22 protein-coding genes are annotated in these 23344 nt (G+C 67.5%); 14 read left to right on the top strand and 8 right to left on the bottom strand.

Annotated features, from left to right (window positions below):
• Positions 1 to 9: 9 nt before the first annotated feature.
• The gene (locus ACIBCN_RS38765) at positions 10 to 768 is read right to left on the bottom strand and encodes a tyrosine-protein phosphatase (RefSeq protein WP_396997109.1); all 759 of its coding nucleotides are present in this window, start codon (positions 766 to 768) and stop codon (positions 10 to 12) included.
• 158 nt (positions 769 to 926) lie between these two features.
• A complete protein-coding gene (locus tag ACIBCN_RS38760) occupies positions 927 to 1313 on the bottom strand; it encodes a winged helix-turn-helix transcriptional regulator (protein ID WP_396997107.1) in 387 nt (128 codons plus the stop codon).
• 92 nt (positions 1314 to 1405) lie between these two features.
• Between ACIBCN_RS38760 and ACIBCN_RS38755 the strand changes: the two genes are divergently transcribed.
• Positions 1406 to 2269 (top strand): enoyl-CoA hydratase/isomerase family protein, encoded by an 864-nt coding sequence (locus ACIBCN_RS38755; RefSeq protein WP_396997106.1) that lies wholly within the window; start codon positions 1406 to 1408, stop codon positions 2267 to 2269.
• A 216-nt stretch (positions 2270 to 2485) separates the two neighbouring features.
• A complete protein-coding gene (locus ACIBCN_RS38750; protein ID WP_396997105.1) occupies positions 2486 to 3373 on the top strand; it encodes a glycosyl hydrolase family 32 in 888 nt (295 codons plus the stop codon).
• Here ACIBCN_RS38750 and ACIBCN_RS38745 read toward each other — a convergent pair.
• Positions 3321 to 5537, bottom strand: coding sequence for an HAD-IIB family hydrolase (locus tag ACIBCN_RS38745; RefSeq protein ID WP_396997104.1), 2217 nt, complete (start codon positions 5535 to 5537; stop codon positions 3321 to 3323). The genes ACIBCN_RS38750 and ACIBCN_RS38745 overlap by 53 nt on opposite strands.
• Positions 5538 to 5581: 44 nt before the next feature.
• On the bottom strand, positions 5582 to 6553 hold the full coding sequence (locus ACIBCN_RS38740; RefSeq protein WP_396997103.1) for a carbohydrate kinase family protein: 972 nt from the start codon (positions 6551 to 6553) through the stop codon (positions 5582 to 5584).
• 138 nt (positions 6554 to 6691) lie between these two features.
• On the opposite strand from ACIBCN_RS38740, the gene ACIBCN_RS38735 reads away from it, so the two are divergent.
• Genes ACIBCN_RS38735 through ACIBCN_RS38720 form a run of 4 tightly spaced genes read left to right on the top strand, consistent with a single transcriptional unit; the run spans position 6692 to position 11138 of the window.
• Complete coding sequence (locus ACIBCN_RS38735; protein WP_396997101.1) at positions 6692 to 8104, top strand: L-fucose/L-arabinose isomerase family protein; 1413 nt, start codon at positions 6692 to 6694, stop codon at positions 8102 to 8104.
• Positions 8101 to 9588 carry an FGGY-family carbohydrate kinase gene (locus tag ACIBCN_RS38730; RefSeq protein WP_396997100.1) on the top strand — a complete coding sequence of 496 codons (1488 nt, stop codon included), beginning with the start codon at positions 8101 to 8103 and terminating at the stop codon, positions 9586 to 9588. The genes ACIBCN_RS38735 and ACIBCN_RS38730 overlap by 4 nt, the downstream gene beginning before the upstream one ends.
• Before the next feature lie 58 nt (positions 9589 to 9646).
• A complete protein-coding gene (locus ACIBCN_RS38725; protein WP_396997099.1) occupies positions 9647 to 10114 on the top strand; it encodes a thioredoxin domain-containing protein in 468 nt (155 codons plus the stop codon).
• Positions 10115 to 10133: 19 nt separating this feature from the next.
• Entirely contained in the window at positions 10134 to 11138 is a 1005-nt protein-coding gene (locus ACIBCN_RS38720) for a glycoside hydrolase family 172 protein (RefSeq protein ID WP_396997098.1), read from the top strand.
• Here the strand turns inward: ACIBCN_RS38720 and ACIBCN_RS38715 are convergent.
• Positions 11130 to 11633 carry a hypothetical protein gene (locus ACIBCN_RS38715; protein WP_396997096.1) on the bottom strand — a complete coding sequence of 168 codons (504 nt, stop codon included), beginning with the start codon at positions 11631 to 11633 and terminating at the stop codon, positions 11130 to 11132. The genes ACIBCN_RS38720 and ACIBCN_RS38715 overlap by 9 nt on opposite strands.
• Before the next feature lie 77 nt (positions 11634 to 11710).
• On the opposite strand from ACIBCN_RS38715, the gene xylB reads away from it, so the two are divergent.
• Positions 11711 to 13189: a xylulokinase gene (gene xylB / locus ACIBCN_RS38710; protein WP_396997095.1), complete on the top strand. Its 1479-nt coding sequence runs from the start codon at positions 11711 to 11713 to the stop codon at positions 13187 to 13189.
• A 21-nt stretch (positions 13190 to 13210) separates the two neighbouring features.
• Here the strand turns inward: xylB and ACIBCN_RS38705 are convergent, their stop codons facing one another.
• Positions 13211 to 13903: a GH25 family lysozyme gene (locus ACIBCN_RS38705; protein WP_396997093.1), complete on the bottom strand. Its 693-nt coding sequence runs from the start codon at positions 13901 to 13903 to the stop codon at positions 13211 to 13213.
• A gap of 222 nt (positions 13904 to 14125) precedes the next feature.
• Between ACIBCN_RS38705 and ACIBCN_RS38700 the strand changes: the two genes are divergently transcribed.
• Both ACIBCN_RS38700 and ACIBCN_RS38695 read left to right on the top strand, forming a co-directional pair.
• A complete protein-coding gene (locus ACIBCN_RS38700) occupies positions 14126 to 15850 on the top strand; it encodes an amidohydrolase family protein (protein WP_396997092.1) in 1725 nt (574 codons plus the stop codon).
• A 169-nt stretch (positions 15851 to 16019) separates the two neighbouring features.
• Positions 16020 to 16682, top strand: coding sequence for a maleylpyruvate isomerase family mycothiol-dependent enzyme (locus ACIBCN_RS38695; protein WP_396997091.1), 663 nt, complete (start codon positions 16020 to 16022; stop codon positions 16680 to 16682).
• A gap of 33 nt (positions 16683 to 16715) precedes the next feature.
• Here ACIBCN_RS38695 and ACIBCN_RS38690 read toward each other — a convergent pair whose 3' ends face one another.
• The gene (locus ACIBCN_RS38690; RefSeq protein WP_396997090.1) at positions 16716 to 17606 is read right to left on the bottom strand and encodes a LysR family transcriptional regulator; all 891 of its coding nucleotides are present in this window, start codon (positions 17604 to 17606) and stop codon (positions 16716 to 16718) included.
• Positions 17607 to 17736: 130 nt separating this feature from the next.
• On the opposite strand from ACIBCN_RS38690, the gene ACIBCN_RS38685 reads away from it, so the two are divergent.
• Genes ACIBCN_RS38685 through ACIBCN_RS38675 form a run of 3 tightly spaced genes read left to right on the top strand, consistent with a single transcriptional unit; the run spans position 17737 to position 20794 of the window.
• On the top strand, positions 17737 to 18987 hold the full coding sequence (locus ACIBCN_RS38685) for a glycine C-acetyltransferase (RefSeq protein WP_396997088.1): 1251 nt from the start codon (positions 17737 to 17739) through the stop codon (positions 18985 to 18987).
• Complete coding sequence (locus ACIBCN_RS38680; RefSeq protein WP_396997086.1) at positions 18977 to 19807, top strand: polysaccharide deacetylase family protein; 831 nt, start codon at positions 18977 to 18979, stop codon at positions 19805 to 19807. The genes ACIBCN_RS38685 and ACIBCN_RS38680 overlap by 11 nt, the downstream gene beginning before the upstream one ends.
• Positions 19808 to 19822: 15 nt before the next feature.
• On the top strand, positions 19823 to 20794 hold the full coding sequence (locus tag ACIBCN_RS38675) for an NmrA/HSCARG family protein (protein WP_396997084.1): 972 nt from the start codon (positions 19823 to 19825) through the stop codon (positions 20792 to 20794).
• Here ACIBCN_RS38675 and ACIBCN_RS38670 read toward each other — a convergent pair.
• Positions 20762 to 21955: a cytochrome P450 gene (locus ACIBCN_RS38670; RefSeq protein ID WP_396997083.1), complete on the bottom strand. Its 1194-nt coding sequence runs from the start codon at positions 21953 to 21955 to the stop codon at positions 20762 to 20764. The two genes, ACIBCN_RS38675 and ACIBCN_RS38670, sit on opposite strands and share 33 nt — an antisense overlap.
• A gap of 181 nt (positions 21956 to 22136) precedes the next feature.
• Here ACIBCN_RS38670 and ACIBCN_RS38665 point away from each other — a divergent pair, with 181 nt between their 5' ends.
• Positions 22137 to 22763 (top strand): maleylpyruvate isomerase family mycothiol-dependent enzyme, encoded by a 627-nt coding sequence (locus ACIBCN_RS38665; protein WP_396997082.1) that lies wholly within the window; start codon positions 22137 to 22139, stop codon positions 22761 to 22763.
• Between the two features lie 54 nt (positions 22764 to 22817).
• Positions 22818 to 23342, top strand: coding sequence for a DinB family protein (locus ACIBCN_RS38660; protein ID WP_396997081.1), 525 nt, complete (start codon positions 22818 to 22820; stop codon positions 23340 to 23342).
• Positions 23343 to 23344 lie beyond the last annotated feature (2 nt).

Genomic DNA, 23344 nt, shown 5'->3' with positions numbered 1-23344 from the left:
CGGCGCCGGTTATGCCAGCATGGTCCGGCGCAAGGCGGTCAGTTCAGCGTCTGTGAGGCCGTTCATCCGTAACCAGCGGGCGGCGCCACCGTGGACGGCGTGCAGGTCGGCGACGAAGCGGCGCATGGGGGCCGGGTCGACGGCGAGGATGCCGGTTCGAGCGGGTGGCAGGCCGCGGTAGGAGTGCAAGGTGTCGAGGCGGGTGCGAAGGCGGACGATGCGTTCGGCGGTGAGCGCGTAGTCCATGACGATGGCCTCGGCAAGGACGCCGACCGCGTCGAGCAGGATGGCGGCGAGGATGCCGGTTCGGTCTTTGCCCGCGGCGCAATGGAAGACGACCGCGTGATGGGTGGTGTCGGCGATCAGCCGGGCCGCGGACACCACGGAAACGGCGCTGCCGGTGAGCAGTTCGTGGTACAGCTCGCACAGGTCGAAGCGGCGCGCGTCCGGCACGAGTTCGCTGGGGGCCGCGGTGCTCGCCACCTTGCACACCGGGAGATTGACAAGGCGCACAGCGCTTTTCGCAAGGCGGCCGTATCCCTCCTGCGCCACCTCGACGGGCGTCCGCAGATCGACCAGGGTCCGCAAACCCACCGGGCCGAGCAGATACGCCAGATCGGCTTCGGAGAGCTGTTGCGGTGTGCTCGAACGATAGACAACCCCGAAACGAGTTGTGCCACCGCCGCTCACGGGCAAGCCACCGAGGTCGCGCACATTGTCGATCTCGGCGAACTCCACCCACCGGCGTGGGGTGAGATCGGTGGGCATATCACACTCTCCGCGGGCCGGATCAACACTCGCCGAACCCGCACAACCAGTTTAGTACTGCCCGACACGGGGCTGGGCCACCAGCGCGCCGATGCTGTCCCAAATCAGTCGGCTGGAAGATCTTTCCGACGTGGAGATGGCCTGCAAGCAGCAGAGTTTCAGCCGCCCGGGTTCGTCGCGGGTTCCCTTCGGTCGTAATCCATTTGGTGCGCACGGATTTCGGCCGCGTTGTCTACCGTCCAGGCGTACAACCGGTCGAACGGCTCGCCCAGGGATTCACCGAGTGGGGTGCGCGAGTATTCGACTCCGACCGGGGACGTTGCCAATACGCGGCGCACGATCATTCCGTTGCGTTCCAGGCGGCGCAGGGTCTGGGTCAAGACTCGCTGGGTCACGCCTTCGAGGCGGCGTTTGATCTCGTTGAATCGGCGCGGTTCGTCGAGAACTGCCAGCACCATCATCGACCACTTGTCGGCGATCTGGTCGAGGATCGGGCGGCTTGGGCAGTCGGATCGGAAGACGTGGCCGGGGTCGGGAGTAGTCATATCGGTATCCTTCGCAATCCTTACGATGCCCAAAGTGCGTTATTGACGCCGGTTACTTGCCGCCGCAATCTAAGTATGCATCGGGAACCTAGATGCCTACCGGATACGGATCGGAGATCTCCATGAACCACGACGCCTACCCGACCCTGCGGGTGCGCCGGGCGGACGGCATTGCTTACGTCACCCTCGACAATCCGCCGGTCAACGTGCTGAATGTCGCCATGATGAGCGACCTGCGCAAGCTGCTGTCCGCACTGCGGGACGACGATTCGATTCGGGTGATCGTGTTCGACAGCGCCGACCCAGAGTTCTTCATCGCGCACGTCGACATGTCACTCGTCGACACACCGGACGCCTTCGCGGAACTGGCGGCCGACCTGCCGGACGGCGTCAACGTCTTCCAATGGCTCGGTGAGTTGCTCCGGCACCAGCCCCAGGTGACCATCGTCGAACTCGCCGGAATGGCGCGCGGCGGCGGCGCGGAATTCGTTGCGGCCGTTGACATGACGTTCGCGGCGATCGGTCGCGCACGGATCGGCCAGATCGAAGCGCTCATGGGCATCGTCCCTGGCGGCGGCGGCACGCAGTACCTGGCCGGCCGAGTCGGCCGGCACCGCGCGCTGGAGGCGGTGCTGGGTGCCGAGTTGTTCGACGCCGAGACCGCGGCGCGCTACGGCTGGATCAATCGGGCGGTTCCGGCCGACGAACTCCACGACCTGGTCGACCGCCTCGCCCGCGACATCGCGGCCCTGCCCGAGGGCGTGATCGCGGCAGCCAAACATGCTGTCGCACCGGAGGACCTGACCGATGGCCTGCTGCGCGAGCACGATGCCTGGACGGGCCTGTTCGCGCGTCCCGCGGCCGAGCAACTGATCCGCGGCGGAATGGCCAACGGCGCCCAGACTCGCGAGGGCGAGCGCGATCTGGAGGGCCTGCTCCGAGGTCTCACCGGCTAGCCGGGCCGGGGCGAGCGCGGAACGAACGGCGTCGTCGCCCCAAAGCCATGGTCTCGCTGTCGGACTCCCGGTCCCAATGCTGGTCGTCCTGATGGCCGCCACCGGTGCGTGGGTGCTGCGAGCATGGCCGTGAACCGGTCGCGGTCCGATTCCCGAACCGCACCGGTGCGGGTGATCGGCGGCGCTACGAGGGGCATGGCGAGGATGATGGGGGCTATGGCGATGCGCGACGTGGTGTGTGCGGGCCCCTTTGTACGGATCTACGATCCCGGTGCTGGGGAGCCCGAGGCGTGGTATATCAACGATCACACCATCGTCCAGGACGCGGATGGGCGGTGGCATTTGTTCGGGATCACACACCCGGAGCCCGCGAACCCGTTCGACGAGACCGAGTTCGCGCACGCGACCGCCGACGAACTGCTCGGGCCGTGGACTAAGCAACCGTCCGCGCTGCAGGTCGATCCCGATTACGGGGAGACTCATCTGTGGGCGCCGTTCGTGGTCGCGGCGTATAAGCGCTACTACATGTTCTATGCGGGCGGCGGCGCGGATCGGACCGCCGCGGCCATCAATGTGGCCACCTCGACCGACCTGTTCACCTGGACGCGCAGACAATCGGGCCCGTTGTTCTATGACGGCTACGACGCGCGCGACCCGATGGTGGCCCGAGTCGGTGACCAGTGGGTGATGTACTACTGCGCGACGAGCGCCCCCACCGGCGGCAATCACGTTGTCGCGTATCGCACCAGCACCGATCTCGTGCACTGGGGCGATCGGCACATCGCCTACACCGACCCGACCACGGGCACCGAGGCGGGAAATACCGAGTCGCCCTTCGTCGTCCAGCAGGACGGCTGGTGGTATCTGTTCGTCGGCCCCCGCCCGGACTATGTCGGCACCGACGTGTTCCGCAGCGACACCCCGTTCTGCTTCCGCATCGGTGACAAGGTGGGCCATATCGCCGCCCACGCGGCGGAATTGGTGCACGACGACCTCCGCTGGTGGATCAGCCACGCGGGTTGGGGTCAGGGCGGGGTGTACCTCGCGACGCTCACCTTCCCGCAGCCACGCGATCCGAATGTCGCGAAAGCCGTGCCGCGGTAGCCGGTTTCGGGCACGCCGCCCGGTCGGATGGCCGCGCCCGCCGAGTGTCCTGAATGGCGGTGATGATCTCGGCGGCCCACTGGGCCGGATTGTCGTGCCCGAGAAGCTCGCTCAGGCAGGACAGCCGCTCCCGGCGTTGTCCGGGCGAGAGATTCAGCGCGCGGTACAGCGTCTCGACCAGGTCGGTGGGCGAATTCGGTTCGGTCAGTAAAGCTCCGGCAGCCAAGTGCTCGGCGGCACCCGCATGCCGCGAGAGCACCAGCACACCACAACGGCCCACCGCGGCCTGGGCGGCGATGAATTCCTTGGCGGTGAGGTTCATGCCGTCCTGCAGTGAGGTCACCCAGAACACGTCCGCGTCGAGGTACTGGTCGATGACCTCGGGAAAGCTCAGGGCCGTCGGGAAGTATTCGATGGGTCGCCATTCGCCGAATGCCCACGCACGGTTGATTTCATCGATACGGCGCTCGAGCACCTGCCTGGTCGCGTCGTATGCGGTGATGCCGGGTTCCGGTGGCGGGCAGACGAGCCGGAAGCGCAGCGCACCACGCAGCTCGGGATGGCGCACAAGCAGCTCCGCGATGGCCTCGACCTTCTGCACGGGCGCTTTGATGTAATCCAGGCGTTCGACCGAAAGAACAATGGGCCCAGCGGTTTTCCGCCGGTCGAGCGGGCGGGTGCCGGCCAACTCCTCGATCGCGGCACGGTCGATACCCAAGGGATGAACGCCTACCCGAGGCGGGTCGGCGAGTGACCTGAGGAAGCGCTCGGCGAACACCTCGGTGTGGAAACCCGCCCAATCCAACCCGCTGAGCGAGGCGCGGATCTCGGCGGCGGGCGGCAGCGCGGCGAAGACATCCGGCTCCGGGAACGGCGTGTGGTGGAACAGGCCGATCCGCAGGTCCGGCCGTGTCTCGCGCAGGCGGCCCGGCACGAGCCACAGGTTGTAGTCGTGCAGCCACACCGTCGCGCCGGGTGCGGCCCGGACGCTGATGTGGTCGGCGAAGCGCGTGTTCACCGCGCGATACGCGGCCCAGGCCGCGGGGTCGAAGCGTAGTCGGTGCGGCTGCGACATCAGGACCGGCCACAGCGCCTCTTTGCAGGCCCGGTGGAAGTATCCGCGCCACTCGGCCGAGGTCAGCGGCAGAAAAGCAAGTGGCAGGCCGGTGTCGTGATCGTCGAGGTGCGCGGCGGATTGGTCGGGTTCGATGACGACACCCGTCGCCCATACCGCCCGCAGATTCCCGGCGAACACGCTGTTCAGGGTCGGCAGGATGCCGTTGGGACTGGACGGGGTGCGCCAGCCGTCGGGAGTCCAGGTGACCGGCGCGCGGTGGTATCCGACCACCAGGGGGTAGTCGGGCTCAACCCAGCCGAGGTCCCGCAGTGCCGCGAGAATGCCTGCGGCGCCGGGCAGTTCGGGCCGGTGCGCCGCCTGGGCGACGGGGACTGCGGCCAGCAGGCCACGTTCGGCATTGCCGACGATCACGCCGTGCGCGCCGCGGCCGAACATCGAACGGTCGTTGCCGGAATCGCCCGCGACCAGTACCGCGTCCATCGGCCAGCCCTGTTCTTCGGCGAGCAGGACCAGCGCGTTGCCCTTGTTCGCGGGCCCGGGCAGCACGTCGAAGTAGGTGTTCGCCGAGTATTGCCATGAGCAACCCAGCGCGGCAACGGCATCGATCAGTTGCGGTGTCAGTGCGTCGGGCGGCAAATGGAACGAGCATCGCCCTTGCTGGGCTACCTCCTGCTGGATCAGCTCCGGAAAGTGCCGCAGGGCAGCGCGAATGGCCTCGGCGCCGGGCCAGCCCGCACACAGACGCGATTCCAGCGCCGCCACCGGGGTCAGCTCCATGCCGTCGATGATGCTGGCGCCGACATCGGCGATGATCCAGCGTGGCTGTGGCACAAGCGGATCGCGCAGCACCTCGCGGATCGACTCGATCCCGCGCCCCGTCGCGAATACCACGGTCACCTCGGGGTGACGGGTCAGCGTGTTCCGCAGTCGTAGCCGCTCGGCGGCGGTGCCGCCGAGCAGGGTGCCGTCCAGGTCGGTGACCAGGATCTTGCCGGGACCGACGTCGCCCGCGACCACGCCGCAACATCGCTTGCCGGATGAACGTGCTTCCGGCTCAATGGATTTGGAACCCTCGCCGGTTGCCATCTACGCAACGATAGCAGGGGCACATCATCGTATCGGGCAGAATTTCAGTCCTGACGCGCGTGTGGCACCCGGGCGAGCCACTGCGGCAGCTCCGTCAAGTCCGGTGCCGCACTGGATCCCAGGGCCGACGTCGCGGCCGCGCCGCAGGCCACCGCGGCGGCCAGGCAGTCCCGCAGCGGATGCCCGGCCAGGTGCGCGTGCAGGAATCCCACGTTGAAACAGTCGCCCGCGGCCGTGGTGTCTACCACATCGACTGGCACGGCGGCGATCTCGCACCGCTGACCGTCCCGGACCGCGATGGCACCCCAGCCGCCGCGCTTGACCACGACCGTATCCACCAGGCCGGCAAGGGTATCGATGGCCGCGTTGAGCGTCGGCGCGCGGGTCAGTCGCAGCGCCTCCTCGGCATTGGGCGCGAAAATATCCACCTGGGCGAGGATCTGGCGCACCGTCGGCGTCTCGAGGGTGCACGGGACGTCCTGGCAGTCCATGAACACCTTCGTCTCGAGCTCATGCGCGACCCGCAGCGCGGTCTGCACGGCCGGGCCGTAGAACAGCTGCGGCAGGATCACCAACCGCGCCCGGTGCTCACGCAGCACCGCGGCGAGCGGATACTGCGCGACCGGATCCTGATAGCTCACCATCGCACGGTCCTCGGGCGAGGACAACGCCGCGGTGACGCTGCGTACCGGCGCCTGGTGGAAGCGAAAGCCGGTGTCGTCGAGCCCCTCCGCACGGGTCGCCGCCAGCACCTGCTCGCTGAACACATCGGTGCCGAAGTCGGTCGACCACACCACGTCGTGCCCGAGCCTTCGCATCGCCATCGCGGAGGTGAAAGCACCGCCCGGCAGTATGTCGAAGCCGCGGGCAAACACCTCGGTACCGGGCCGAACGGGCCGCGAGAGGCCATGAAAGACGAGATCGGCGTAGTAGGCGCCGACAACAAGCACCTCGGTGCCGTATTGCCGACCGTTCGATGACGCCGCATCGACCCGCCCCGCCGGGCCCGTTCCCATCCCGCGAGACTAGCAAATCGCAAGCCATCGGCCGGGGTGGTCGCGCGATTTGCCGAATCCGCCCAAACGTTCTGTTCTGCCTGGTATTTCTTGAGTTGAATCGTGTATCCGACCACCCACCCGCGCGGAGGGACCGGCATGGCCCGTATCGGTGTAATCAGTATGTCCGACGGTCGCGACTATGTGCACGCGGGCATTTCGGACTTCATCAGCACGACCGAAGATCACTTGGTCGCGGCGCTTACCCGAGCCGGGCACGAGGTGGTGCGCGGTACCGCGCCGATCAGTGACAACGCCCTCGCGAGTTCGGTGGCACGGGCGGTGGCCGCCGCCGAGGTCGATCTGACCGTATTCCATTACGCCGTCTGGGCTTTCCCGCACTTCACCATGCTGGCCGCGGGCGCGACGCCCGGGCCGCTACTGCTGCTGTCGAATATCGACCCGGTGCAGCCCGGCATGGTCGGCATGCTGGCCGCGGGCGGCGCATTGGATCAGATCGGGCGCGACCACGCCCGATTGTGGGGTGACCCGGCCGATTCCGCGCTCATCGAGGCGATCGGCGTGCGGGCCCGCGCGGCCGCCGCGGTGGCGAGCCTGCGCGGCAGCACCTTCGGGCGGTTCGGCGGCCGACCGATGGGGATGAACACGGCGGTCGCCAATACCGATCAGTGGCAACGGATCTTCGGCATCGACGTCGAGGAGATCGATCAGTGGGAGATCGTGCGGCGGGCCGAACTGGCCGACGCGGGCGAGGCGAAGGCGGCCCGGGAGTGGCTGGAACGCCATGCCGCGGGCGTGCATTACGACGGCGCGAAGCTGACGCCGGACATCCTGGAGCGCCAGATTCGTTCGTACCTGGCGGTGCGTGAGCTGATTGCCGAATGGCGGCTGGACTTCTCGGGCATCAAGGGACAACCGGAACTCACCCAGTACTTCGCCACGATGGACATCACCGAGGCGTTCCTCAACGACCCGTACGACTGGAACGGGCCCAAGGACACCCATGTGTGCGCCACCGAGGCGGACATGGACGGCGCGCTCACCATGCAGCTGCTCAAGCAGATCGCGGGCACCCCGGTGCTTTTCGCCGACGTGCGGCACTACCACGCCGATCGCGACATCTGGGACCTGTGCAATTCCGGCCAGCACGCGACGTGGTTCGCCGCCCGCAGCGCGGACCCCGCCGAGAACCTCGCGAAGGTGCACCTGTATCCGGAGGTCTTCTTCTTCCCGGCCGGCGGCGCCTCGGTGCACCATCTGGCCGCGCCCGGCGGTATGACGCTGGCCCGCCTCACCCGCAAAGACGGCGACTACCGAATGCAATTGATGCTCGGCGAGTTCGAGACCTACGACGAACAGACCAACGAAGCGCTGATGAAGCAGTCCACCTGGGAATGGCCGCACGCGTTCGCCCGGCTCGACGCGCGCGCCGAGGATTTCCTGTCCCGCTTCGGCGCCAACCACATTCACGCCGTGCCTGGCGATCATCGGGCGGCCGTGCGGGCGGCCTGCGACCTGCTCGGGGTCACCCTCGACGAGTTCGTCCGGTGACGAGGTTCCTCGGCGTCGACATCGGTACCGCCAGCTCCAAGGGCGTGCTGACCGACGAGAGCGGCATCATCCTCGCTAGATCCGAACGCGCGCATGGTGTTTCGACGCCGCACCCCGGCTGGGTCGAGCACGACGCGGAACTGGTGTGGTGGGCCGATTTCGTCGCGATCATCCGCGACCTCGTCGACGCGTCGGACGGTGCCGCCATCGACGGTCTCGCGGTATCCGGCATCGGCCCGTGCCTGCTCCCTACCGACGCGACCGGCAGACCGCTGCGTCCGGCCATCCTGTACGGCGTCGACACCAGGGCGACCACCGAAATCGCCGAACTCAACGCCGAATTCGGGGCGCAAGCCGTCCTGGAACGCAGCGGATCCCCGCTTACCAGCCAGGCCGTCGGACCGAAGCTGCGCTGGCTGGCCAGGCACGAGCCGCAGGTGGCCGCCGCCACCGACATGCTGCTGATGGCGAGTTCCTTTCTGGTGCACCGGCTCACCGGCCGGTACGTGCTCGATCATCAATCGGCCAGCCAGTGTGTGCCGATGTACGACCTGCTGAATCGCGAATGGGCCACGGACTGGGCCGGACTCGTCGCACCGGGCTTGCGTTTGCCCGAACTCGCCTGGCCGACCGAGGTGGTCGGGCGGGTCGGCGCCGAAGCAGCGGCGAGTACCGGTCTCCCCGTTGGTCTTCCGATCACCACCGGCACCATCGATGCCTGGGCCGAGGCCGCCAGCGTCGGCGTGCGCGCGCCCGGCGACGCGATGGTCATGTACGGCACCACCATGTTCCTGGTCCAGGTACTGACCGACCCACGCCCGCATCCCGGACTGTGGGGCACCTGCGGAACCTGGCCCGGCACATACACTCTCGCCGCGGGCATGGCCACCTCGGGCGCGGTGACCGACTGGCTGCGCAACCTGGTCGGCGGCGAGTTCGCCGACCTCGTCACGGAGGCCGCGCAGGTGCCCGCCGGTGGCCGGGGGCTGCTCGTGCTGCCCTACTTCGCCGGCGAGCGCACGCCGCTGTTCGATCCGGACGCCAGAGGCATTGTCGCGGGCCTGACCCTCGGACACGGCCGCGCCGAGCTCTATCGCGCGGTGCTGGAAGGCATCGCCTACGGCGTGCGGCACAACCTCGCGGCGATGACCGAGGCCGGTGGCCAGGCCGGACGGCTGGTCGCGGTCGGCGGCGGCACCAAGGGCGGACTGTGGACGCAGATCGTCTCCGATGTCACCGGGCTGCCCCAGCAACTGCCCGCCGAAACGATCGGCGCATGCCTTGGCGACGCGCTCCTCGCCGCCGAAGCGGCGGGCCTCGACACCGCGAGCTGGAATCCGGTGGTCGCCACCGTCGAGCCTTATCCTGGACGTACCGCAGAATACGACGCGTACTACCAGCGCTACCGCGAACTGTACGAATGCAGTACGGCTATTACTCATTTCCTGGCGAGCGAACAACACCGCAAGGGGGTGTTTTCCTGAACCTCGCGCCCCATGCGAGGATGCAGGGTTGCTCTGTCGGAATCAATACGAGGATCTCATGCCCACACTCCCCCTGACCCCGGCCAATTTCGAGTCCACCATCGCCCGCCATCCCATCGTGCTCGTCGACTGGTGGGCCGACTGGTGCGGCTGGTGTACCCGGTTCGCGCCGATCTACGAGTCCTCGGCGGAGCGGCACCACGACGTCGTGCACGGCACCGTCGACGCGATGGCCGAAGAGACGATGAAGAACGCGGCCGAGATCAGCGCGTACCCAACGGTGATGGCGTATCGCGAAGGCTTGCTCGTGTACAACGAGGCGGGCTTCATGGACGCCGAATCGCTCGAAGAACTCGTCCAGAACATCAAATGGCTGGACATGGAGAAGATCCGCCGGGAATTCGCCGAGCAGTACGGCGTCCCGGCCGAACCATACGGTGCGGCCACTCCGGCCGTAATAGGCGGGACCTCACGGATGGCGGGACTCGCCCCGACCCCTAGTAGATATGGCTGGCCCGGCCTGTAACCCACCCTGGAGGCGCCCGATGGAACTATGGCAGCTGGACAACACGCGCACGCGGTCGATCAGCGCCGAGAACCCGACGGGCGCTCCCGGCGCGGGCGGTCGCGCGACCACCGGCACCGGCGCGCACGCGGCGCGGTTCCTCGGGGTCGGCTGGAAGGTGTCACCGTCGATCCTGCTCGACAACGGTCAAACCGCCACCCTGGCAGACATTTCCGGCCCCGGCGTGGTCCGCCATATCTGGCTGACCACCGATCGCGGTGCGCTGCGCGACATTACGCTGCGGATGTACTGGGACGACGCCGCCGAGCCCGCGATCGACCTGCCGGTCGGGTACTTCTTCTGCAACGGCTGGGAGGAACTGGCGCTGGTCGACTCGGAAATGGTGGTGGTCGGCCCGGCGGGCGGCCTGAACAGCTACTGGCCCATGCCTTTTCGCGAACACGCCAGGATCACCCTGGAAAACCATTCCGGCCGTACGGTTCCGGTGTACTACCAAGTCACCTACACCGAGGAAGATGTGCCGGCGGCCGCCGGTTACCTGCACACCCAGTGGTCACGCCGAAACCCACTGGGACACCCCGCTATCCACACCGTGCTGGACACGGTGTGCGGGCCGGGACGTTACGTCGGCACCTACCTGGCGATGCGGCCCAACGCCCCCGGTTGGTGGGGTGAGGGCGAGTTCAAGTTCTTCCTCGACGGCGACACCGACTTCCCCACGATATGCGGCACGGGCACCGAGGACTACTTCGGCGGTGCCTGGAATTTCGATATCGACGGCACCTATCGCAGGTACTCCGCGCCGTACGTCGGGCTCGTCCAGGTGATGCCGCCGGACCAGATCTACCAGCCGGACCAGCAATTCGGCATGTATCGCTGGCATGCGCGCGACCCGATCTGTTTCGACCGCGAATTGCGCGTCACCGTACAGGCACTCGGCTGGGAGGGCGATGCCTATCTGCCGCTGGAGAACGCGGACATCGCCAGCACCGCGTGGTGCTATCGGGCCGTGCCGTCAGCGTGATTCGTCAGGCTCGGCGGGCAGGTCGTCGAGATCCATGGCGAGCAGTTCGTCGGCGCGGGCCAGTGCGTCGTCCATGGTGGCTTCGATGCCGTCCAGCACCGACATTCCGCCGAGCAGATCCTCGAAATCGCGGAGCACGGACTGCACCTCGGCGACCGCCGGATCGACCCGATACCAGGCGACGGCGTCGCGCCACCACGGGTCCTCGTCCACCCACGCCCACATGACGTCGCGCACCAGGCGGGCGTCGGAGGTGTACACCTGAAACTGCTCGTCCGATCCGTCGGCGCGATGCTCGATCTCGTAGACGCCGTCGGGCAGCAGGCGGGTCTGGATGTAGTCGTGGTCGCCGCGATTGATCACGATGAACGGGCATTCCGGATCGGGTGGCTCGTCGAGTAGCTCGGTGAGCAGGGCGTCGGTCAGCTCCGGCACCGGTGTTCCGGCACCGGTCCGGACGTGCACGTCGGCAGGTCGGTCCGGATCGTCGGTCACCGGGCCAGTGTGCCCGATCCGGCCATCGAATACCCGAAATGCGCCGGGCGCGGACGCTCCGGGTGCAAGGTGGAGCTATGTGCGCGGCAACGGTGGCCGGGGTGGACAGCTCCACCCAGTCCTGCAAAGTGGTGGTCTGCGATGCCGGCACCGGCGAGATCCTGCACCAGGCGCACGCCCCGCATCCGGACGGCACCGAGGTGCCGCCGGAGGCGTGGTGGGACGCGTTGCGCACGGCGGGGGCCGGGTTGCTCGAGCAGGTCGACGCGATCGCGGTGGCCGGTCAGCAGCACGGCATGGTCGCGCTCGACGCCGACGGCCGACCGGTGCGCGATGCGTTGCTGTGGAACGACGTCCGCTCCGCGGCCGCGGCCGACGAGCTGATCCTGGAACTCGGCGGCGCGCAGGCGTGGGCCGATGCCGTCGGCAGCGTCCCGTTGGCCGCCTTCACCGTGACCAAGCTGCGCTGGCTGGCCGATCACGAGCCGGAACTCGCCGACCGCACCGCCCGGGTCATGCTGCCGCACGACTACCTCACCTGGCGGCTGCGCGGCGGTGGACCGTCGAACATCGCGCTCGAACCGACCACCGACCGCGGTGACGCCTCGGGCACCGGCTACTGGTCGCCTGCCGACTGCGAGTACCGCAAAGACCTACTCGCCCTTGGCTTTCGCGGCCGCACACCGGAGCTGCCCCGGGTACTCGGGCCGTCCGAGGCCGCCGGACACACGCCGGGCGGCGTGCTCGTCGCGGCGGGCACCGGCGACAATGCCGGAGCCGCACTGGGTCTCGGGCTCAGCGACGGCGACGTGGTGGTTTCGCTCGGCACCAGCGGCACCGTCTTCGCCCGCTCCGCCGCGCCCAGCGCCGACGCCAGCGGCGCGGTGGCCGGATTCGCCGACGCGACAGGGGCTTTCCTGCCGCTCGTGTGCACCCTCAACGCCGCGCGAGTCCTCGAATACACCGCCGACCTGCTCGGCGTCGACCTTGCCACCCTCGAATCGCTTGCCACGCAGGCACCGCCGGGCGCCGACGGACTCGTCCTACTCCCCTATCTGTCCGGCGAACGCACCCCGAACCTGCCGCACGCCACCGGCAGCCTGCACGGCCTGCGTCCGGAAACCATGCGCCCCAGCCATATTGCGCGCGCCGCCTACGAAGGCATGCTGTGCAACATGGCCGAGGCACTCGACCATCTCCGTTCGCGCGGCACCGGCGTGCGGCGAATCCTGTTGATCGGCGGGGCCGCTCGCTCCACCCTGGTCGCCGAGATCGCCGCGCAGATATTCGGTGTGCCCGTGACTGTTCCGCAGCCGAACGAGTATGTGGCGCTCGGCGCCGCACGGCAGGCCGCCTGGGCGCTCAGCGGTGCGACAGAACCGCCGATCTGGCCCGCGCGCACGGTAGCCGAGATCCCCGCTCCCAGTGTCCCTTCGGTCGGCGGCCGCATCCGGGCGAACTATCAGCGGGCGCAAGGGGATCTTTACGGCGGTTCCAGCGCGTTGCCGCCCGCTCCGGTGCCACGGCGACGTCGTCGGCGGCGTGGTCACGAGTGAAGGACGGGCAGCAATGCGCCGCTATGTCGTCGTCGCGAATTGCTTCAGTGCGGCTTGATCCCCGGCGAACTTGTCCATCCCTCGATTGGGGCCGGAGACTTTGTACTGCGTAATCGTGCTGAATAACCAGCCTGCGGGCAGCGCGTCCGCGGAACCAGCGGAGTGCAGTATCCACAGTGGGTTCACGGAACCGAAGTCTCCGGAATCGCCGGTGCAGGTTTTCCACCACTCAACGGTGGTCGCGATCACCGGCGGCCGGTCGGCTGACCTCGTTCGGTACGTATTGCTGAAATCCTTCAGCCACCTGACCATCGCCGCGGGGTCGAGCCCATAGCATTCGTGTGCCTTGCCCTTTCCTTGCAGGAGAATCGCGCCGGGCAGGGTGTGATCGTCATCGGGGGTCCAGACCCCGCCGTGGTCCACAAAGTAATTCGCTTGGTCGACACCGTTGCTCGTATCCGGCGCGGCGACGTGAAACGCGCCGTGGAACAAACCGTTCGTGGTCGCGCCGCTGATCAGCTCAGCGAACGCCGCGTTGACGCCGTCCCGTCCCTGAGTCGCCTTGATATAGGCAAAGGCTGCCCCTTTGCTCTGCACGCCGGCCCAATCGACGCCGGCTGCCGCGACATCGATGCCTTCGACAACGCTGTCCGCCCGCGCCACACTCGACGGCAACAGGCCGACCAGCGCAACGACACAATAGGCGGCCAGCATCCTGATTCGAGCGGACCTCACCGGCATGCATGATCCCCGTTCTCCGTATTCGCCGCTGCCGCGACAGCGGGTGGACCGAGCGACCCACCGCTCTCGTATTCGTTTCCACGCACCGCCTGGATGGATAACCACGTGCACCCAACCGATGACCGGGGGTAGCCGTCCGTGCGACGATGTACTCATTACCGGTGGTATCAGATACCGGAGGGCATGGAGGCTCAGATGACGCGCTACGACGCGGTGGTTCGGGACGGGTCGGTCTTCGACGGGGCGGGATCGCCACCGCGCACCGCGGACGTCGGCATCAAGGACGGGAAGGTGGTCGCGGTCAGCGCCGAGCCGCTGCCCGATGGTGCGCAGACCATCGATGCGACCGGCAAATGGGTCATTCCGGGCATGCTCGACGTGCACACGCACTACGACGCGGAAGTGCTCGGCAATCCGGGGCTCGGCGAGTCGGTGCGGCACGGTGTCACGTCCGTGGTGATCGGGAACTGCTCGCTGTCCACGGTGTACGCCGACGCCGACGATTGCGCGGACATGTTCGCCAGGGTGGAGGCCCTCCCCTGGGATGCCGTGCATTCGGCGGTCAAGGAACACCAGAACTGGGACGGACCGCGCGCCTACGCCGAATCGCTCGCCGCGCGCCCGCTCGGCGCGAATGTGGCCGCGCTACTCGGCCATTCGGATATCCGGGTCGCCGTCATGGGGCTCGGCCGCGCGGTGGACCCGCAGGCGCAGCCGACCGGCGACGAGCTGAATCGCATGCGGCAGATGCTGACCGACGCGCTCGACGCCGGATTCCTCGGGCTGTCCACCATTCGCAGCTCCTTCTCGAAACTGGAGGGGGTGCGCTTCCCGACCAGGCAGCTGCCGTCGACCTATGCGGGCTGGCGCGAGTACGCCGCGCTGAACAAGATTCTGCGGCAACGGAATCGGATTCATCAGAGCACGCCCAACCTCACCTCCCGGCTGGAGATCGCGCGCTACTTCGCGCAGAGTGCCGGGCGATTCCGTAAGCCGCTCAAGACAACCCTCATCGCGGGCATGGACGTGAAGGCCGACCGCACCACGGCGCGCGCCGCGACCACGGCGGCCTGGATCGCGAACACCGTTGGCGGGGCGGCATTCCGGTGGCAGCACCTGCCGGTGCCGTTCGAGGTCTACGCCGACGGCGTCGATCTGGTGGTCTTCGAGGAGTTCGGCTCCGGGGTCGCGGCGCTGAATATCCGCGACGTGATGAAGCGCGGTGAGCTGCTCGCCGACGAGTCCTACCGCAGGCAGTTCCGCAAGGACCTCGCGAAGAAGTACGGCCCGCGGGTGTGGCATCGAGACCTGTACGACGCGCAGATCGTGTCCTGCCCCGAGGCCGAGGTGGTCGGGAAGTCGTTCGGCGAGGTGGCCGACGAGCGCGGCATCCATCCGGCCGACGCGCTGCTCGACCTCGCCGTCGCGCACGGCGCGAAGCTGCGCTGGCGCACCGTCATCGCCAACGATCGCGACGAGGTGCTCGACTGGCTGCAGCGCTCTCCCCACGTGCAGGTCGGCTTCGCCGATTCGGGCGCGCACCTGCGCAATATGGCCTTCTACAACTTCGGTCTGCGCATGCTGGAGCGGGCACACCAGCGCAAGTTCATGCCGATCGAGGCGGCCGTGCACCGGCTGACGGGTGAGCTGGCGCAGTGGTACGGCCTGGACGTCGGCCACCTGCGCGAGGGCGCCCGCGCCGATATCGCGGTGATCGACCCGGCGGGTTTCGACGGTTCCAGTGCCGAATACGCCGAAACGCCGTTTCCTGGTATTGCGGGGCTGAATCGGATGGTCAATCGCAATGACCGCGCCGTCGCCGCCACCATTGTCGGCGGGCACCTCGTTTACGAATACGGCACCTTTACCCCTGGCTTCGGCACCACTCTGCACGCGGGTACATTCCTTACGCCCGCCTGATCCACATACGCGACACGCCGTTCTGAAAAGCCGAAAAATCACTCTGCCGCATTTCGTCCAGTTTTAGGATTAGCATCACCGAACGGGAATTTCCCGACAAATCCTAAGTAATTCCGCGGCGTTATTCGCTCGGCTCGGGCATGTCGCGGTATCACGGTGAGGAGAGACGGTGACCGATGTGCGCGCGGCGATCACGGCGGAACGGACCGAACTCGCCGAGGTGCTGACCAGCCTGGACGCCGAGAGCTGGGATTCGCCGACGCTGTGCCGCGGCTGGCGGGTGCGCGAGGTCGTCGCGCACATCACCCTGCCGTACCGCCTCTCCGAACCCCGCTTCGCGCTCGAAATGCTCCGAGCGGCAGGACGTTTCCACCGAATGTCCGACCACGCCGCCCGCCTGGACGCGGCGCGCTTCACCGCCGAGGATCTGCTGAAGTCGCTGTGGGACAACGTTGGTCACCCGTGGAAGCCACCGGGCGGCGGCTTCGAGGGGGCGTTGGGTCACGACGTCGTCCATGGTCTGGACATCACCGTCGCGCTCGGGCTGGATCGCAAGGTGCCCGAGGATCGGCTGCGCCTCGTACTCGACGCCGTCAATCCGAAGAGCGTCAAGTTCTTCGGAGTCGACCTCGACGGTATCGAGCTCCGCGCCGAAGACCTGGACTGGCGCTACGGCTTCGGTGAAGTCCTCTCCGGCACCGCCCAAGACCTCCTACTCGTCCTATGCGGCCGCATCCTGCCGGACGAGAAACTGCACGGCGACAACGCTATTCGCTTCACGTACTCCGGCCAGCACGGCCGCCACCGCAAGCACCTTCCCCACCCCGTGTAGGCCTTTAAATCAGCGGAGATTGCGCGTTCGGTGTCACGCGGTCAAATGTGTTGTGGCGCAGTCTCGGAAGGCCGCTACCAGGGGTCCGGTGTCGTCGGCGCGGGTCGCCAGGACGACACGGCTCGGTGCGACCCCACGCAGGGGGATCACGGCTAAGTCCGATCGGGCCGTGTGGACGTGGCTGCGGGTGGCGACCGCGAGGGTGTCACCGGAGGCGACGGATTCCCAGGTGTCGTCGAGCGTGTCCATGGCGGGGCCAGTAGGTGCCGGGTGGCCGTCCGGTCGTGGTTCCAGGCGCCAGAAGGCGTTGCATGCGGGATCGAGGCCCGATACTCGGGGCAGGGGTTCGTCGGCGATGTCCGCGAGGTCGACGAACGGCCGCCCGGCCAAGTGGTGATCGCGGGCGACGATGACGACGCGCGGCTCGTCGTAGAGCGGTGTCACCTGCAGCCGGTCGGCCGGGAAGGGCAGGCGGGCGACGACCGCGTCGACTCGGCGGTCGAGCAGGGCCTCGCCGGGCCGATGCCAGCCGAGATACGTGGTCCGCACGGTGGTCTCGGGGCATCGGCGACGCAGTTCCCTGGTCGCCGCGGTGATCACGAGGGCCGCGGTGTAGCCGATCGATATGCTGCCTGCTCCGGCCGTCGCGCGGGCCGCGGCCGCGGCTTCGTTCGCGGTGCGCAGTAACGCCCTGGCCTTGGGCAGGAACGCCGCCCCGGCCTCGCTGAGCGGGGCGCCGTGCGGTGCCCGGTCGAACAGCCGCACCCCCAGTTGCCGCTCGAGCCCACGGATCTGCCTGCTCAGCGACGGCTGCCCCACGTGCAGGACGGCCGCGGCCCGGCTGAACTGCCCGTGCTCGGCGATCGCGACGAAGTACCGGACCACCCGGAGGTCCAGATCGAGCGGCGAAGCGACCCCGGTCATGCCCCCACCGTAGCCGCACGCGGGCCACCCGCGCCGCTCACCTCGGACCATGCCTGCCAGGCATGGTCCGAGTCCGCACTGGGCATTGGACGCCCGCCCGCACCGGACGGAACCTGAAGACGGTCGCCGGATGAGCGGTGATGTCCATCGAGTGAGGGAGTGCTCCGACGTGTTCACCATCCGCGACGAACTTCGCGCCGTGCTGGGGGAGGTCACCCACGAACGGCCGATCGGCACACCTCAGTCGACCCGGATTTCGATTGCCGGGCACGAACTCCTCAACTTCTGCGCCAACGACTATCTAGGGCTGGCCAACCATCCGCTGGTGCGCGCCGCGGCGAAGTCGGCGCTGGACACGCACGGATTCGGCATGGCCAGTGTGCGTTTCGTCTGCGGGACCCAGCCGCTGCACCTCGACCTCGAGCATGCGATCTCCAGCCTGCTGCGCACGGAGGCGACCATGGTGCTGAGTTCCTGTTTCGATGCCAACGGCGGGGTTTTCGAGACGCTGCTCGATGCGCAGGACGCGGTGATCAGCGACGAGTTGAACCATGCCTCCATCATCGACGGCATCCGGCTGAGCAAGGCGGCCCGATATCGCTATCGCACAAGGGATATGGACGACCTCGAGGCGCAGCTGCGGCGGGCCGCCGGGTGCCGCCGCCGTCTCCTCGTCACCGACGGGGTGTTCTCCATGGACGGCTCCCTGGCACCCCTGCAAGCTATTTGCGACCTCGCCGAGCAGTACGACGCGATGGTCATGGTCGACGACTCGCACGGGGTGGGGGTGCTCGGGGAAACGGGCGCCGGTACCGCTGAGTCGGCCGGAGCGCAGGCCCGGGTCGACATCCTGACCGGCACGCTCGGCAAGGCTCTGGGCGGCGCCTCCGGCGGATATGTCAGCGGCCGATCGGAGATCGTCGAGTTGCTGCGCAGACGCTCTCGCCCCTATGTTTTCTCGAACGCGGTGCCGCCGGTCGTGGTGGCGGGTTCGCTCGCCGCGCTCGAATTGGTGCAAACCGCTGGGGCGCAACGGCAAAGCCTCCAAGACAACGCGGCGTTGTTCCGCCGGTCGATGGCCGCTGCCGGATTCGACCCGCTGCCCGGCGAACATCCGATCGTTCCGGTCATGTTCGGCGACGCCGTCGTCGCCGCCCGGACGTCGCAGGCCCTGTTCACGCACGGTGTCCACGCGGTCGCCTTCACCCATCCGGTCGTACCCAAGGGCGCGGCACGCATCCGCATTCAGGTCTCGGCGGCCCATACGGAGGCGGAGATCGCGCGCTGTGTCGAGGCGTTCGTCCGTGCCCGGCGGGACGTCACGACCCCCGCAGCCCGTACGTCGACCGCAACGGACGGAGGTGCTAGGCATGCCGGTTGACGAACCGATCCGGTGGCCCGGCGAGAAGAAGATCGCGATCATGATCACCGCTGCCGTGGAGCTGTGGTCGCCGGGCCACTGGCCGGTCTACGCGCCGATGGCCACGGCGTGGCCGCTGCCGGGAGCACACGACGCGCACAGCGTCTCCTGGTCCGAATACGGCGCCACCACCGGAGTGTGGCGGCTGCTGGAGATTCTCCATGCCCATGGCATGCCCGCCACCTTCGGTGTCAACGGCCTAGTGGCCGAACGGTTTCCGGATGCCGTGCGGGCCATGCACGATGCGGGCCACGAGGTCGCCGCGCACTCCTATGCGCAGGACGTTATTCCTGCGCTGCTCGACGTGCCGGCCGAACGCGCGAACATCCGGCGGTGTACCTCGATACTCGAGGACCTCACCGGGGTGCGTCCGACCGGTTGGATGAGCCCCCGCGCCTCGGGCACGGCGCACACCCCCGAACTGCTGGCCGAGGCCGGCTACCTGTGGTGCGGCGATTACAACGACCGCGAGCTGCCCCAGGTGCTGGCGACCCCGGCCGGTCCGCTCGTCGCGATCATGCACAGCGAGCTGTCCGACGTGCGCGGGGGCGCCTCGCCGCGGGGCTACCTCGACGCCAACGCCGATCTGCTGCGGCACGTGCTCGATGCGCCTGGTCCCGGTGTGCTCAACCTGACCGTGCACGCGCATGTGGGCGGACGGCCGCTGCTGTCCGGCATGTTCGATCGGATCCTCGGCCATATCGAGCGGGTACGCGCGGACGCCTGGATCGCCACGCACCGGCAGGTCGCCGAACATGTTCTCGCACCTCATCTTCCATAACGAAAAGGACCAATCATGGTTGACACACTCGTTATCGGCGGCACCGGCGCGATGGGCGGCAGGGTCGTGCGGCGCCTGCTCGAGTCACCCGATGCCACCGTGGCCGTGCTCACCCGCGATCCCCGCTCGGAGCGGGCCACCGACCTACTGGCGCGCGTCGGCGATAGGGTCCGAATGCTCCAAGGCGATCTGGACGATCCCGACAGCATTCGGGCGGCCATGTCCGGTGTGGATCAGGTGTTCTGCAACACCGACTTCTGGTCCAGCGCAAGCATTTTCGGCGAGTATCGGCAGGGAGTCGCCGCGCTGGAGGCGGCGTGCGAGGCGCGAGTCGAACGATTCGTCTGGTCCTCGCTCGACAGCGCGGTCACGCTGACCGGCGGATCCGTTCCGGTGCCGCACTTCGACGCGAAGGCCGCCGTCGCGGCACACATCAACATGCTCCGGTCCGACGAGATGATGCGACAGGAAAGCGACGGCTGGTACACCGGCCATGTTTCGATCCTCACGACCTCGCCCTACTTCGAGAATCTGCGGGAACGGCTCGCGCCTCGACGCGGCCCACTCCCCGACGGACGCTCCGGACTGCTGTTCTCCCTACCGCTTGGCACCGGCAGCTACCCGTTGATCGGCCTGGACGACATCGCGTGGTTCGCTGATTTCCTGTTGCGGCACTGGCAGAGCTGGGGCAGCCGCGATCTCGCCGTCACCGCGGACAGCCTCACCGGCGACGAGATAGCCGCCACCGTCGAGCGCGTGACGGGAACACCCTGCGCATACCAGCCGATGCCCCTGGACATGCTGCGGTCCGCGATGCCGAAGGTCGGCCACGACTACGCGGCGATGTTCCAGTTCTTCCAGACCCGCGACATCCTCACCCTGGACCGAAACCTCCCCCTCCTACGCGACCTCCACCCCGCCATGCTGACCTTCGAGAACTGGCTGCGCCCACACCTAGGCACCGAGGATCAGTGGCAGGGCCGCTAATCCGTGTTCCCGGAACGAGGATCGCCAACGGATTTCCTCGCGCGGGATTGCCAATTCGATACGCGGGAAGCGGTGCAGCAGACTGCCGATGGCGATGCGACCCTCGAGCCGCGCCAACGGGGCACCGAGGCAATAGTGAATGCCGTTGCCGAACGAGAGGTGTGGGTTTTCGGCCCGCGTCAGATCGAGGGTATCCGGGTCAGGCGTGAGTGCCGGGTCCCGATTGGCCGAAGCGGTACCGAGGAGGACGGTGTCACCGGCGGGGATGCGAACGCCGCCGATGGTGATGTCCTCGGTGGGAAACCGACGGATGGCGAATTGGTTGGCGTGCGAGTACCGCAGCAGCTCCTCGAGCGCCGCGTCGCTCACCAGGGGTGCGGTAATGCGCAGCGCCGCTAGCTGATCCGGATTGTCGAGCAACGCCAGCACGGCCTTCCCGATGAACTCGACAGCATTTTGGTAGCCTGCCCAGAAAATCAGGAACGCCAAGGCAACGAGTTCGTCCTCGGTGAGCCCATCCCCCGCATCGCGCACGGTGATCAGATCGGACAGAAAATCGTCGGCAGGAGTAGCGCGTTTGGTCGCAACCAGGTCGACCATGAATCGCTCCATATTGACGACAGCTTGCTTCGCTTGCCGCGGTTCATTCGGATCGGGTGCGAGCAGGGTATTCGTCCAGGTGCGGAATTGTGCTCGATCCTCGCTCACGATGCCGAGCAGGTCGCTGATCACCGTCAGCGGTAGCGGTGCGGCGAAGTCGGCGATGAGCTCGGGCTGCGCCCGGTCCACGATCCGGTCGAGCAGCACATCGGTTTCGGCTTGAATCTTGCCCTGCAAGCTCTGCATCCGCTGGCGGGTGAAGGCGTGGGAGACCAAGCGACGCAGGCGGGTGTGGTCGGGTGGGTCGATATTGAGCAGATTCGCGTCCAAAACAGGTGACAGGGCAAAGCCCTTGTAGCCGTCGCGGGAAGAGCTTTTGGCGATCGAGAGGCGAGAGTCGCTGTGGGCCTGCCGGACATCCGCCGCACGGGTGACCAACCACGCTTGGGCGCCGCCGGGAAGCTCGATACGGTGCACCGGCGCACTGTCGCGCAGCTCGCGGTGCACGGCATACGGGTCAAGGAGGTAGTCCGCATCGAAGGGTGCGATGGGTGAGGTCAAAGCTCTACTCCCGGATAGCTCTTGCGGTCGCGGCAGACAGGGTGCTGATGTCCCACCCATCATGCAGATTGCGGTCTGTCGCCAGCAAATGACATCGCAGTGGGCTGTCTTCGCCGGTGAATTTTCGCGTTGCGTGGCGGTTGGGGGCGGGACGGGGAATGATCGCGGGCGAGGAGACACTATGACGGATGTCGAGGTGCGCAAGGCGATCACTGGTGAGCGGACTGACCTTGCCGAGCTATTGGCCGGGCTCGATGCGGAACGGTGGGATGCGCCGACGCTGTGTGCGGGCTGGCGGGTGCGGGAGGTGGTCGCGCATATGACCATGCCGTTTCGGCTTTCGGGGGCGCGGTTCGCGCTCGAGATGGTGCGGGCGGTGGGGAGTTTCCATCGGATGGCCGATCGTACCGCGCGCCAAGATGCCGAGCGGCTCACGGCGGAGGATCTGCTGAAGTCGTTGTGGGACAACGTTGATCATCCGTGGAAGCCGCCGGATGGCGGGTTCGAGGGCGCGTTGAGTCACGACGTCATCCACGGTTTGGACATCACGGTCGCGCTCGGGCTCGACCGCAAGGTGCCTGAGGACCGGCTGCGCCTCGTACTCGACGCCATCACCCCGAAGAGCGTCAAGTTCTTCGGGGTGGACCTCAAAGGGGTCGAACTGCGCGCCGATGATCTGGATTGGCGCTACGGCTCCGGCGAGGTCGTCACCGGCGACGCCCAGGACCTGCTGCTGGTGTTGTGTGGACGCACAGTGCCTGCCGACAAGTTACGTGGCGACAAGGCGAAACGATTCACCCGCAGCTAACTCCTGAACAATAATCACGAGCCACCGACGGCCTAGTCGCGTTACCGTCGGCACGTGACCTGGACTGCGCCCGACCCCACCCGAACCAAACCGCCGCTGATCGCCGACGAGCGACCGATGCTCCAAAGCTGGCTCGACTTTCACCGTGCCACCCTGCTGACGAAGTGCGCGGGGCTCGCCGAGGAGCAGCTCAAGCAGCGTTCCGTCGAACCATCGACGATGTCGCTGCTCGGCCTGGTCCGGCATATGACCGAGGTGGAGCGCGGCTGGTTCCGGCTCGCCGCCGCGGCAGCGGACATCGATTACGTCTACAGCAGCTCGGACAACCAGGACGGCGACTTCGACGACACCGAACAGGCCGACCCCGCAACAGATTTCGCACTGTATCGCCGTGAGATCGAACTGGCCGACGCGGCAGTCGCCGACCTGACCCTGGAGCACACCTTCCCGCACCCCCGCCGCCCCACCTTGGTATACAACCTCCGCTGGGTCTATCTGCACATGATCGAGGAGTACGCCAGGCACAACGGGCACGCCGATCTACTGCGCGAACGCATCGACGGCGCCACCGGCGACTGACC

This window comes from Nocardia sp. NPDC051052 (genome assembly GCF_044456045.1).
Classification (GTDB): domain Bacteria; phylum Actinomycetota; class Actinomycetes; order Mycobacteriales; family Mycobacteriaceae; genus Nocardia.
The sequence above is the reverse complement of the archived record's forward strand: the minus strand, read 5'-3'. Positions and strand labels throughout refer to the sequence as shown.